8 protein-coding genes are annotated in these 13,761 nt (G+C 46.0%); 1 reads left to right on the top strand and 7 read right to left on the bottom strand.

Annotated elements, in window-relative coordinates; translation table 11 throughout:
* Positions 1-803: 803 nt before the first annotated feature.
* Positions 804-2,021: a glycoside hydrolase family 18 protein gene (locus G5B42_RS11295; RefSeq protein WP_231133545.1), complete on the bottom strand. Its 1,218-nt coding sequence runs from the start codon at positions 2,019-2,021 to the stop codon at positions 804-806.
* A 454-nt stretch (positions 2,022-2,475) separates the two neighbouring features.
* Entirely contained in the window at positions 2,476-3,702 is a 1,227-nt protein-coding gene (locus tag G5B42_RS11290) for a DUF438 domain-containing protein (RefSeq protein WP_181340571.1), read from the bottom strand.
* A gap of 234 nt (positions 3,703-3,936) precedes the next feature.
* Here G5B42_RS11290 and G5B42_RS11285 point away from each other — a divergent pair, with 234 nt between their 5' ends.
* Positions 3,937-4,848 (top strand): glutaminyl-peptide cyclotransferase, encoded by a 912-nt coding sequence (locus G5B42_RS11285; RefSeq protein ID WP_181340575.1) that lies wholly within the window; start codon positions 3,937-3,939, stop codon positions 4,846-4,848.
* 108 nt (positions 4,849-4,956) lie between these two features.
* Here the strand turns inward: G5B42_RS11285 and G5B42_RS11280 are convergent, their stop codons facing one another.
* The 5 genes from G5B42_RS11280 to G5B42_RS11260 all read right to left on the bottom strand — a co-directional run bounded on the left by G5B42_RS11280 (position 4,957) and on the right by G5B42_RS11260 (position 13,580).
* Positions 4,957-6,903: a patatin-like phospholipase family protein gene (locus G5B42_RS11280; RefSeq protein WP_181340570.1), complete on the bottom strand. Its 1,947-nt coding sequence runs from the start codon at positions 6,901-6,903 to the stop codon at positions 4,957-4,959.
* 355 nt (positions 6,904-7,258) lie between these two features.
* The gene (locus G5B42_RS11275) at positions 7,259-9,580 is read right to left on the bottom strand and encodes a glycoside hydrolase family 65 protein (protein ID WP_181340569.1); all 2,322 of its coding nucleotides are present in this window, start codon (positions 9,578-9,580) and stop codon (positions 7,259-7,261) included.
* Positions 9,581-9,708: 128 nt separating this feature from the next.
* Positions 9,709-11,115 carry a carbohydrate ABC transporter permease gene (locus tag G5B42_RS11270; RefSeq protein ID WP_181340568.1) on the bottom strand — a complete coding sequence of 469 codons (1,407 nt, stop codon included), beginning with the start codon at positions 11,113-11,115 and terminating at the stop codon, positions 9,709-9,711.
* Entirely contained in the window at positions 11,112-12,230 is a 1,119-nt protein-coding gene (locus G5B42_RS11265) for a carbohydrate ABC transporter permease (protein ID WP_231133543.1), read from the bottom strand. Before G5B42_RS11265 ends, G5B42_RS11270 begins: the two co-directional genes overlap by 4 nt.
* 93 nt (positions 12,231-12,323) lie before the next feature.
* Positions 12,324-13,580, bottom strand: coding sequence for an ABC transporter substrate-binding protein (locus G5B42_RS11260; RefSeq protein WP_331274119.1), 1,257 nt, complete (start codon positions 13,578-13,580; stop codon positions 12,324-12,326).
* Positions 13,581-13,761: the final 181 nt, after the last annotated feature.

Raw genomic sequence — 13,761 nt, 5'->3', positions numbered from 1 at the left:
CCCAGCTTCCGTTACAGAGAGGCCATGCTGGCCAGAAGCGCCGGGCCTTCGCAAACAGACTAAATGCGCAAAATGTCAGGATGCTATGTATCTCTTAGCCGCCAAACTATGGAATTCATAATTGCCAAACACAACTCATTAATCTTTTGACTCTTCCCTTTATTATTTACTCCTTTCTTAAATCTAAGTATTCCATATAATTCGATATATACTAATATTGTCCTGCTATCATTATTTAAATCTTCTTTATAAATCGAAGGGGAGAAAAATATATTTTTAGATGGAGTTATAATATAAGATAAAATCGTCACTAATTTATAATTAAAAACCGCATTTTTATTTCAAGATTTTAATTGAACAACTAAATTTTATCCTGATAATAACGTCCTATAATATATATTATGTTAAGATAAGAAGAAATGGAGGGAGATTCATGCTGGAAACAATACATAATTTTTCTGTTCAAATTGATTGTCACGCCGAGGATATGTTAGGCACATTGAATTTGAATCAAAAGGTAATAGAAGATCTTTTTGACCAAATTAACCAGTTCTTAGACGAGAGACTTGAGCAATTCCGAAAAGGCTTTCAGAAGCTTTTTCAGGGATACAGTCCGGAGCTTTTTTCAGATCTGCTTTATGTGCAAAACATCAAAATACCGTCCTCGTACAAAATGTAAATAGTAAAAAACCAAGTGGTTTGCCGCAATCCACTTGGTTTTTTGTTAATAGACCAGCCGTGGAATATATTAACAGTGAGTAGATTTTCTTTCCTTACCGGATGATGTTCTTTTATTTTCTTTCCTATTTACCCTCGTTAATTGCCTGGTTTAAGGCTTCAAGGAGTACTTCGTTTATATCGTGGGCATACTCCCAGATCATAATTCCTGCCAGCCCTTTTTCCCGAATATACTCGATCTTGTAAGCGAGGGACTCGGCGTCTTCATAGGTAATCCAGAGATCACCATTGTAGAGGAAAGGCGCTTTGGCCACGTCATCCCAATAACGTTTGAAACTGGGGTCCGTTAAAATTTTAGACTGAATGTCCATATAGGTAAGACCATGGGGATAAGCGGCCTCTTTGTATGGTTGGAATAATCCGTTGTTTTCAGGCGGTACTCCCCGCCAGGCACGAGCATAGAAAGGCACGCCAACAAGGATCTTTTCCGGTTTTACTCCTGCATTCAGGTAGACAGTCACTGCCTGATCGGTGCTCCAGCCGCCCCAAGCGGGATCATTGGGGTTATTGTACAAATTCGAAGCATGCCCGGTAGTTGCACTCCAGCCGCCGTAATAGTCATAGCTCATTAATTTAAGGTAATCGACTTGTTCTTGTACAGCATTTACATCAATTACTTGCGTAAACCATGCGCTGGCCGGCACGGCAGTAGTCACCGTTAAAGGTCGACCCAATTCTTTGGATAAAGCATCAAAGGCGGTCCGGAGTTCAGTTAGCAAAGCTACATAATTATCAGCATCTTCCGGCCCACTTTTGATTTCCTGTCCCCACTCGGGGCCAACCGGGTATTCCCAGTCGATATCAATTCCATCCAGGTTATACTGCACAATCCAGTTGATCGCATCGCTAATAAATTCTTCTCTGTTTTCCTTTGTTTTTGCCATATCATGAAAGCCTTCCGCCCCCCAGCCGCCAACCGAAAGGTTGACTTTCAGGTGCGGATACCGCTGTTTTAAGATGGCGATCTCGTCGAAGAGGTTGTCAAAGGCCGGGATAGTGATGTTTTCATCGGTTTCGCCGGGGCGATCCACCAAATCCTGAATGTAAATTTTATTCCCGTCCAACAGCCCAAAAGCGATGTTCAGAGTGGTTAACAGGTTGCCTTTGATATCATCGGCACTCCATCTTTCCCCACGATCCATATCGGCTGGTTCGCTGCCGATGGGCCAAGTTCTAATGTAGGAAACAACCGGGATGCTTGGAAGTTCCTCCCCTACCCCAGATGAACCCACGGCTATTCCTGGGCACAGGAATAAAATTAAGCCAGCCAAGGCTAAAACCAATAGAGTTTTTTGGGAACGCAACAACGCTCTTATCCTCCTTTGCTTTTTATTTAATAAATGAAAACAGCCAGGTAGGACCTGACAATAACATAATTATAATAATATGTTAAATTATGTATAAAATACTGTCAAGGAAACACTTATTTTAATTGCACTGTGAAACATGATCTTACCTGGTGTTAAAGATTTGTCTTATTTTTCTTTTTTTCATGTTTGTGCTAAAAAGCTGCTCAAAAGGCTATTTCTTGCTCAATAGCTTTTTCGAAATCGTTTAATGTCTTGTTTTCATGCTGCCCGGCTATGAATTATGAATTTAGTTAGGCCCATCCGACATTTGAAATAATAAAACGTCACTGATAAGACAAAAGTGGCTTGCTGTCACAAGCCACTTTTATCTTTTAGATCTTTGATTAACTTTTCGGTTATACCGCCATGTTTTAGCGATAAATCATTTTTAGTCATCAAGCAGGCGTTTTTCGCCGGTAATCGCCTGAAGGGGTTTAATATCCTGGGTCACTTCCAAAGTTCCTATATATTCGCCGTTAGCGTCCCGGACTGCGAAATACCGGATGTGAACATATTTTTCTCCCATTTTAATCCAGAATTCTTCTACGTCCTTCCGCCCACTTTTCAAATCATCCACAACCCGTTCCACAATGTGCACACTAGCTGGTGGATGACAGTTGGTAACCTTGCGCCCGATCACTGTTTTCGGACGGGGGAAAATGCGGTCCTTTGGCTGGGAAAAATATTTAACCACTCCTTCCCGGTCGACAAAGGTAATGTCCACCGGTAAAGTGTTGAAAATCCGGCTGATCTCTTCCGGTAGAAGAAGTCCGGTTTCAAAACGAATGTAGCCATCGGCGGGACGTTCCCCTTCGGCCCGGGCTTTTTCTTCCACATTTATATTAGCCGGTTTCCACTTTGCAGCAGGCTCCGTTAGGAAATAACCGATTTCGTCACTTTCGGCGGCAATTTCTCCCCATTCATCTTCAGTTAAGGTATTAACGGCCATGGGGAAAAGGATGTTTTCTTCTTTAAAGATCATCTCCCGGACTTTTTCGATTATTGCTTTTATTTTTTCGGCAACTTGATCCCTGGCCCCTGAATAGTGGGTTATAAGGTTGATCCCTTCCTTAATGGTCGCCCTGATTTCGTCATCGACGCCCCACATTACTTTTGGCGGTGCAGTGATCCCGTATTTTTCGAGAAGTGGGAAGAGTAGATTTTCTTTCCGGGCATAATGACGGTCAATCCCCCGCAACAACTCCAGATCTTGCTTTAAAAGTTCAATTATCTCCTGCTTGTCATCCTGGCGAAAGGCCTCCAAGTGGGGTTCGAGTTTTTCGGCCAGGAACTTTTTCAACTCGCTGTTTTCTAACTTGAAAGTGTGTACAGGGTGTCCGGGAGTGTCCTCTATCTTCTCTGGACGATGGATCTCCTCAATCGATCCCTTAAATACAGCGGCATGCACATCACATAGTCTTTGCACTTCTTCTACCGGTAACCCTTCCTGGATCAAAGTCTGTTCCAATTCGGCGATCTCTGTTGCCGAGACGCCCTGGAAGGTTGCTTCAAAACGGGCTTTTACTTCATCAACGCTTTTTCCCCGGTGCAAATCCTGGATAATCTCTTTTAACACCGACCGGCGGTATTCCCGGTTGTTAATCAGTTCACTCATTCAGAACCCCTCCTCTACCCTATTATCCATATTTTTGGAAAAGCTATTCTTGATTTCTCCAAATTCGGTTAACCTTATCCGTTGCCAGTAAAGAAAAAAAACAATAAAGAAGGATTTATGTCTTTACTGCGAAAAATTATCTTAAATTAGGTAAATTCCCTTCCTTTTTCCTTGTTTTTTTACAGTTAAGAGAGGGATATGATGAAAAAAGGTTGCCGTTATTTTCTTTTTTTAATGCTAATTTGGTTAGTATTCTTTAACCCGTTGAATTGCTTTCCCTGTATAACCGGAATTAATTCTCCTTCCGGGCTGGTTTATTATACCTACCGGATTTTGGACCGTCTCCCCCACGACCCCCAGGCCTTTACCCAAGGTTTAATCTATCACGACGGTTATTTTTACGAAAGCACCGGTTTGTACGGAAAATCCTCTCTACGCCAGGTCAATCCCGGCGACGGAAGAGTTTTACGCCAGGTTGAACTGGCGAAAACCTATTTTGGCGAAGGGATTGCCCTGTGTAACGACCGAATTTACCAGTTGACTTGGCGGGAGCGCCGTGCGTTTGTTTATGACTGCGCTACTTTTAATTTGCTTCAGACTTTTACATACGATAATGAAGGATGGGGACTCACCTATGATGGAAAGTACCTGATTATGAGTGATGGCTCCGCCATTCTCACTTTTCTTGATCCGGAAACCTTTACTCCGGTGCGGAAACTTTCTGTGCAATGCAATGGAAAACCTATTGTCCACCTAAACGAGCTGGAATATATCAACGGGAAAATCTTCGCCAATGTCTGGCTGACCGATTTTATTGCCATCATCAACCCCGCCACCGGCGAAGTCACTGGTTGGCTTGATTTATCCGGACTTTTGGACCCGAAGACCCATCCTGGCCGTACCGTCGATGTCCTTAACGGGATTGCCTATGATGAACAAGGAGACCGCTTGTTTGTAACCGGGAAACTTTGGCCGTATATCTTTGTGATCAAGATTGAGGAAGAAAACTTCCCCAAAGTCCCCGTTAATATCCTGTTCAAACAGCATCAACCGAAAGAAAACTCCAAAGGTTCTACCAGCCAGATTTCAGCTCATTGTTTCAAACCTTCATCTAACTACGCTTCGGAAAAATTAATCAATGAATAAAAAAAAGAGGAGTGAAAACTCCTCTTTTTAGTTTGCAGACAAACGGCGGTTTTACTCCCCTCTTCTACCCTCCTCCCCTACTCTCCACTACTGTAAACTAAACCTGATTTAAAACGCCAGGTCGAAAGATAACCTTCCCTGCCAGGCAGCTTTTGTCAGGTCGTAGGCAACATACCCCCCGAAACTGGACGGTTTGATCCCCAGCAGGCTTAGCTCGCAAGTCAGGCCGACCCCAACCGCGTAATCCGGTTCAAGCCTGTAGTAAAAGTCGGCAAAGGAAAACCAAATGAGTTCTTTCATCTGGATACACTGCAACAGTTCCAGAGAATACGGAAAACGGTAATGGTAGGCGATTTCCAGGTTGGATTGGACCAGCGTCTCCCCTTCCGCAGTTTCCGGTTGAATCCCCCGGTAGATTAAAGGACGGGCGAACAAATCCCCGTTTTCCGTATTACTCACGACCAACTTCGGCTGGAATGTCAAATCGTGGCCCAGAGAAATCTTAATTATTTGCGAAGCAACATATTTAGAATCAGCAAAGGTTAACTTTTTATCGAGGTAAGGAGTATATAGATCCACCGCACTGTGAAACTCATGTTCACTCCAGGACAGATCGACGGTTCCTGCATTATGCAAAAAAGCGATTTGGCCTAGATCCGCCCAACCTATGGTAAGGGTATATGCAGGCTGGTAGTATTTTAAATCTACCCCGTAACTCCATATGTTCCGCGTTGTGTCTTCGTGATGGAGCTTACCGATGAGGTCAAGATTGGTCGTTAACCCAATTAATCTAAGTTTGAGCTCATAGTGATCAAAGTCCTTTCCGCGTGTTAATCCCCGTAGGTCAATCTTTCCCTTGTGCCAAAGGAAACCGTATTGTAATGCGGTAGTTTCCTCCCGGATTAATTCTTGCCGGAAAAACGAATGTTCACGTCCGAAATAGAGAAGCGGTTTGATCCGGGTAAAATCATACTGCAGCCGCTCGTATTTGATATCGCGCAGCACTCGCGTCAAATTAAGCTGTTCTTTATCGTCCTTCCCCGCCGGCGGAGCCTGTTCCTGTTCTTGCTTTACATGTTTTAGAGGAATCGCTTTTTCCGCCAATACCCGTTTAATCTCAGGAATCAGTTTTTTAGCTTCTTGATACCCAAGGGCGATAAAGCCGGCTGCCAAATGATAATCCATAAAAGAATAATCGCCAACATCACAATTGATCGTCACGTCCGAATAATGGTCAATGATTGCTTTCGAGTTCCGTTCCTTTAAAATGTTAATAAATCTCGTCCAAGCACGAACCGGATAAGTGTAGGTGTTATAGGGCAGTTCATCAAAGGCCGTTGTTGAGATAATGACGTCGGCCCCCAGGACCTTGGCAGCCTGGGCCGGTGTCAACTCCAAAACGCCCGGATCCATCAGAAAAAGACCGTCCTTCTCCACCACGGGAAAGAACAAGGGGATGGAATAAGACCCTTGAATCTCCCGGGATACCGGCCCGCTGGTATGTAGATACTTCACTCCGTGGGTCAGGTCGTAACTAAGCAAGGCTGTTTGGATTAGGAACTCCTCCAACCGCTGGTGGGGTAAGATTTTTTCAATAAAATAATTGACCCTCCGGGTGTCAATGACCGAATAGAGGAACGGAAAATTCAGATCAAACATTGAAGGGAGGATATCGCTGGTGACCAATTCCTCGATGGTTGCCAGCGGCATCCCGCTTCCGTACAAAACAGCAACAATCGCCCCCATACTGGAACCGACCACCAGGTCGACCGGAATTCCTTCCTCTTCAAGGGCTTTTAAAATTCCGACGTTAACCAAGGCGCGGGCTCCCCCACCGCCCAGGGCCACTGCAACCTTCGGTCTTTGCGTATTATCGGTCGACGGGAAGTTTTGCACAAAGAAAATCTCCCCCGTCTCCTCTTCTTCTATAATCCGGTATGGATGAATAACTACGCCGGTACTGGCATGAACAACACCAGTAAGCCAGAGCAACAAACAAAGAGTTACAATAAAGCTGAGCAGTGATGCCTTTTGTGAACTTAAAAATTTTCTCAATGCCTATTCCTTCCTCTCTAACAACAACCGTGTTTGGTCTTATCTAAACACAATGATTATATATATGGTTGTCATATTCGTGGTCAAAAACCAACTTCCTTGTTTGTTCCGGGACTTCCTCTCCATTCCTAATTGTATTCATCTATTTTTTAAAAAAGACATATAAAAGTGCACCGCTAAAGGCAAGATTTTACGTCTCACATTTAAGGTGCACTTTCGATAGGAGTATATTTTAGGTTCTACGGAAAGGGAGCATCTCCGGAGTTGACGGCCTGTCTCCCAGAGAACTTATTACCGTATTTCTTCGGTTGTCGAAAAGGCTCACCGCACAAAAATGCAAATAACCTGGCTTGGTCTAGGATAGACCGGCTTTGGGCATGGGCACTCTTAAGCTTGCCTGTTCCGGCGTAAGCGTGATGGTCCGGCCGCAAAGGCCAATGGTCAAAGGCCGAAACTCTTTGACGAGTACTTCCAGCTCTACCTGCTCGTTCGTAACCGTAATCCGCAGCGGTACGGCCTGATAGATAAGGTGGAAACTGACCTTTTTCCAGTGCTCCGGCAGGGACGGTGCGATCTGCAATCCCCCGTCTTTCAACCTTACGCCGCCAAAACCATTGACCACCGCTTGCCAGATTCCCCCTTGGGTTGCCGCATGAAGTCCCGCTTCGCTATTACGGAGCTTATTGTTCAGATCGATTTCAGCCGCATCGAGAAAATAACGATATGCCGCTTCGTTTTGCCCGATCTCCGTGGCAAAGACGGCGTGGATCGCCGGACCCAAGGAAGAGTGGTGTAAAGTCTTGGGCTCATAAAATTCCCAATTGGCAATCTTTTCTTCTAACGTATACTGGTCGCCCAGTAAATAGAGCAACATAATTACATCCGGCTGTTTCAGCACCTGGGTACTGGTAATCTGCTCCCAGCTAAAGTCCTTGAAGAAGGCATCCGGATTATGGCGGTAAGCAGAAAGATCAACCTCTTTTTGCTGGAGAAAGCCATCAAACTGCAGCAGAACAAGATCGTTTATCCGTCTTAAGCGCATTTTTTCCGCCACGATCCGCCAGTTGGCCAGTTCTTCTTTTTTGAGGCCGATTTTGGCGGTTAACGCTTCAGCTTTACCTTTCTCTTCTAATAACGCGTAAACCTCAAGCCCTTTCCGCAATGTCCACTGGGCCATTGCATTCGTGAAATAATTGTTATTTACAAATTCACTGTATTCATCGGGTCCCATCACATTGTTAATCTCATAGCAATCATCCTCGGGGGCATACTCGGCCCGACTTGCCCAGAACCGTGCGGTCTGACAGATAATTTCCGCCCCGTAATTCACTAGAAAATCCCAGTCACCGGTTGCTTGGTAATAATGCCAGACCGCGTAAGGAACATCGGCACTGATGTGTTGTTCCAGCTCGCCACACCAGATGCGTACCGGTTTTCTCGTTTTCAAATCCAACCCGCCGTATTTAGGGGTTGTTTCCTCTCCGGTATCGGCACTCTCCCAAGCATACATGGCACCCTCATACCCGTTCTCTTTTGCTTTTTTCAGCGCACCAGGCAAAGTATGGTAACGGTACATGAGTAAGTTGCGCGCCACCTCGGGGAAGGTATAGATAAAGAAGGGCAGCATAAAAATCTCCGTATCCCAAAAGACGTGACCACGGTATCCCTCTCCGGTCAAACCTTTCGCGGCGATACTGACCCGGTAATCATGCTTCGGGGCCATCTGGATGAGATGGAAGTTGGCAAACCGGATTGCTTTTTGGGCAAAATCATCCCCTTCAATCAGGATGTCCGCCTTTAACCATAAATCCGCCCAGGCTTGAACATGGGCCGCCAGGTGAGTGTCAAACCCTTGAATGGCCGCGCCCAGGTTTTCCCCAAGGGCCAAGGCTTTCACCTTCTCCATTTTTTCCAAGTGCGTTGCCGGCACTGGACCGTCCAAATCGCGGGAAGTATAGATGGTAACTAATTTATCAAAAATTAGGGTTTGATCGGTTTCTCCAGCAAGTTGCGCTTGGTAACCAACCAACCGTCGCCGGTTGAAGAAATTTTCGTTAATGAGCTTTCCTTTTACTTGATGAGAGGCGGCCATCGCCAGGATATGCTCTGATTGGTATGTTTCGTTGATCAGATAAATACCCCGCTCCCCAAAGGTACACTCCTCAACCGCCTTGAAATGCTGCGTTCCTTCATTCGTGACCTGCCCGTTCAGAACAGAAACCACTTTTATTGTTCCGTTGTAGTTTTCCGGCGTAATTGAAACACGGATTCCCATAAGATGCTGGTCTTTCATGGAAACAAACCGTTGGTAGCTTAACTTCGTAATACGCCCTTGGGGACTTTCCCAGCGCAGATCCCGACGTAAGATCCCTTGTTTTAAATCTAAACTGCGTTGATAAGCCAAGATATTGCCTTTTTCTAAATCAAAACGCTCCCCCGCCAGTTCCAACTCGATACTAACCCAATCAGGGGCGTTGGGTAATTCGGTAACTTCATTGGGCGCTTCGTCAAACAAACCTGCAATATAGGTGCCTGGTTTCCGCAACCGGTAATTTTCTTCCAAAGTCCCTCTGGTTCCCAAGTATCCGTTTCCAAGTGTAAAGATGGTTTCATAATATTGCATTTGTTCAGGGGCAAACTGCTCTTCCTGGATGATCCACGTCAATACGTTTTTCATCACTTCACCTCATTAAATCATGATGTTGTCGTAAATTATCCTTCATTTCCTTACAGAACGTCTACGTAGTCGCCCACAAGGGCAACCTTGGTCACCTGCGCTGGCAACTCCCGTGTGCCTAAAGTGTCTTAACCCTTAACCCCGGTAAAACTGATCCCTTCCACAAAATAACGCTGGAAGACCACGAACAGGACCACGAGGGGTAAGGCCGAAATCACGGACCCGGCCAGAATTGGCCCCCAGTCGAAGGCCACACCATACATGCGGCGGAAGCTCAATAAACCGATGGTTAGAGTAAAGCGGTCCTGGGGTGAGGTCAAAACCACCAACGGCCAGAAGAATTCGTTCCATACCCCTTGAAAGGTCAGAATCGTTAAGGCGCCAAGCGCCGGTTTAGCCAAGGGGAAAAAGATCCGGAAAAGGATCTGGTAAGAACTAGCACCGTCAATTCGGGCCGCCTCTTCCAGGCTTTCCGGAAGTCCTTCGAAAAACTGTTTCATGATAAAGACCGAGCTGGCACTGACCAATCCGGAGACAATGAGTCCGGAATAACTGTTCAGGAGCGTATTAACCCCGAACAGTTTGGAGAGGCCAAACACTCCGTCCCGCAAGACCAGATAATTGGAGATGAAAGTTACTTGTCCCGGAATCATCATCGAAAACAGCATTAGGAGAAAGATGGTGTTTTTACCCCGGAATTTCAACCGGGCCAAAGCAAAACCCGCCATGGAAGCGAAAAGGAGGTTCGTCAGGACCCGGGCAAAGCAAAGCACAAAAGAGTTCTTGATCCAACTGGAAAAGAGGTTTTTTCCGGTGGTGCGACTATAATTTTCGGAAAAAACACGGTGGTAATTATAAAAGATATAAGGGATCACTCCTGCCGTCAGATTGTTCCAACTTTGGACCCGCCCTAGCCGCTCATTGGGGCGGTTCGGGTCCAGCGTCGCACTAACGAATTGCTGCCCCAAAGGAACAGTTATATCCATCGGTAAGCGGTCACAGACAACATCACCGGTGTGATGGATCGTAAATGCATAAGTCACCCGGACCGACCCATCGGCCAGGATCTCCCGTTTTACCTCTTGTACCTCGGAGACCCGGGAATAATCGGCGGCGTAGTGTTCAATTAATAAGGCGGCCCCGGCCGTTCCCGGCACGCGTTTGGGCACAACCACCTGTGGGGTCACCGGTTCTTTTCCGGCCGGAACTTGATAAGTGACTTGAAAAGGAATAATCGCTCCGGGGGCGAATTCACCAAAAAACCCCTTCCCACACCCGGCTTTGCTCAAGCGGAAAGCCGCAATCCAATTGGCTGGTTTCAATTGATTAACGGAGAGTTTGGGGGGCCATTCCAGCGGATTATCCTTTAAACTTGAAAGCAAACCAAAGAAAAAGGGGCCGATTGTGAGAATTGACACCAACAACAGCACAAGGTAGATCATCGCCACCTTACGCCACCGTCGCTGTTTAAGTTGAAACTCCCGTATTTCTTCCTCGCTCGGGAGTTTTATAGTGCTCAACTCCTGCTTCCTCATAATTCAACCCCCTCTCCTTCTCTGACCACTTTTTTCTGGATTAAGACAATCAGTAAGGTTAAAAAACCTAGAAAGACCGCCGCAGCACTGGCCATTCCAATTTTAGGCGACACGGAACTGGGAAAAGCATTGATATAAACATAGTAGGCTAAAGTAATGACCGAATCCAAAGGAGCCTGGTCCCCGATGATTGCCACCTGGTCAAACATCTGCAGGGTTGAAATGAGACCCATCGTCACCACCAGGAAGGTGATATTGCTTAATTGCGGACGTACCACATACCAAAAGGTTTTGAACTTGGTAGCACCGTCCACCGCCGCCGCTTCATAAAGCTCTTTCGGAATATCCTGCAGTCCGGCGAGATACAGAAGCATAAAGGTGGGAGCGGTCGTCCATGTGTTCAGCAGCATAATGGAGCCCAGCGGATAAGAGATTCCGAAAATCCGGTTGTTCTGGGGCCACATTTTTTTGGTGTTTAACCAGACTGTTTCCACTGGGGGTATCCCCTCGGCCATGGTCACGATCCCGGTCTTGACCAGGATGAAGGTCGCCATAAAACTTACAACTACCGAAAGAAAGAGAAAACTGGGTTCAAAGAGGGAAACCGGCCGCTTTTTGATCTTTTCGCCAATCACCAGAAAAGCTTGGCACAGGACAAACAAACCAAAAAAAACGGCTATTATCCGGTAACCGGTTTTGGCTAAAGTGAGGAGATAATTGATTAATCCTTTCTTTTGGAACAGCCACATGAAAATCAAGGTTACCACGGCGCTTGAAGTGATGCTTGGCATGTAATAGACCGCCCGGAAAAAACGAATGCCTTTGATTTTTTGGTTTAAAATCACGGCCAAAAGCAGGGCCAAAATGGTTTGTAGGGATGTGACGATTACCGCAAACTGTAATGAATTTTTGAGGGCTAAACCGAACTGAAAATCTTTAACCAGGTTAAGATAATTTTTAAACCCTACCCATCGGGGCGGCGAAAAAAGATCATATTCGGTAAAGCTAAAGTAGAAACAACGGATGAAGGCGTAACCAAAAAAAACGATCAACATAAAAAGGTACGGGGAAAGCAGGACGTATGGTGCCGTTTTTTCTTTGAGACTTCGGCGCAAAAGTAACCCCCCTCCTCGGCAATTTAATCCACCTTTGGCCGGCTAGGCCGGCCAAAGGTGGAAAATGCCTTCCCAAATAACTTGTAAGCTATGTTATCTTTGCATTTCTTGGTCAAGCCGATATTGCGCTTCGCGCAGGCCTTCTTCAACCGACATTTCACCGCTCATAACCGCCCGTAAGGCCTCGTTGATCGGATCCATCCAGCGACCGCCATATTCACCGAAACTGAATGGGACAACATTTCCTTCGGACGCACCGCGGAAGACGATGTAGTTGGCCTGGGCTTCCCGGTTATTCTGTTTAAAGTAGGGATTATCCGCCAAGGCAACCCGGCTCGGCAAAGCAAGGCCGCGTTCGAGAATCCACTGTTGCACTTCTGGGCTGGTCAATTGTTCCAGTACTTTAAAGGCAGCCTGTTTATTTTTGGAGTCTTTGTTCATCCCCCACGCCACGCAGAAGATTAAGTTGCCGCGTTTGCCGGTGGACGGGTCTTTGGGCAGGAAAGTAGTACCATAGTTGAGGTTTGGTGCCTGGTCTTTTAAGTGTCCGATCACCCAGGCCCCCTCGATACAGGCGGCGACTTCTTCAGTGCCGAAGGCACCGCCGCCCCAGCTTTGGCCAAGGTCCGCCGGCATGACACCGGCACGCGTTTTTGCTAAGCCAGTGTACCATTCAAAGGCGGCTTTAAACCCCGGATGGAAGAGATTGCTCTTCCCATTTTGATCGAAGGTCTTAAAACCAGCGGCATATGTGAAAGCACCCATCCGGGCAAACTCCGGCTGAAGGGCTAAACCATAAACACCATCGAGTTTAGAAACTGCTTCCAGTTTTTTCGCGAGTGTATCCCAAGTGTCATTCTCATCAGGATAGGCCACACCCGCCAAGTCAAACAAATCTTTGTTGTAGAATAAAGCTAAAGTGTTGAAGTCCTTCGGAATTCCATACACTTTTCCTTGATAAGAAAAGGCATCCAACAGTGAAGGAATAAAGTCTTCTTTCTTCAGAATTTTCGATTTCGCAATATAATTGTCTAAGGGTTCAACCTGTCCCGCTTGGATTAACGACTGGGCCCAGAAAATATCCATATAGAAAAGATCGGGCGCCGTATTTGCGGACAAAGCATTGACGATATACCGCTGAAAGTCATCGGCGATCGGCTCGTAGAGGACGGTAATACCTTCCTTAGCCATCGCTGGTGTAACATAGAGCCGAAGCATCTCTTCGATAATTGGTTGGTCACTACCGCCCCAACCGGAGATCCGCACCTGGACATTGGCGGCGGAAACCGTCGAAAACATGGCAACCATTAGCAATAAACCAAAACAAACCGCAAAGAAGCTTTTTTTCACAATAACTCCCTCCCTCTATGATCTTCATTTTTCTCTTAAAATCTCACTTATTCACAATATTTCATTTATTAGAAATGAGTCCTTATGGGTAATATAAACAGACATTCAATTATTAGGAAGTGCATGTGTATGCCGGTCGCAACCATACATTTTTCACAATATTGCGGCCGTTATGATCCAC

It is taken from the genome of Capillibacterium thermochitinicola, from assembly GCF_013664685.1.
GTDB lineage: Bacteria > Bacillota > UBA4882 > UBA10575 > UBA10575 > Capillibacterium > Capillibacterium thermochitinicola.
Note: the sequence above shows the minus strand (reverse complement) of the source record. Positions and strands in the feature narration are given on the sequence as shown.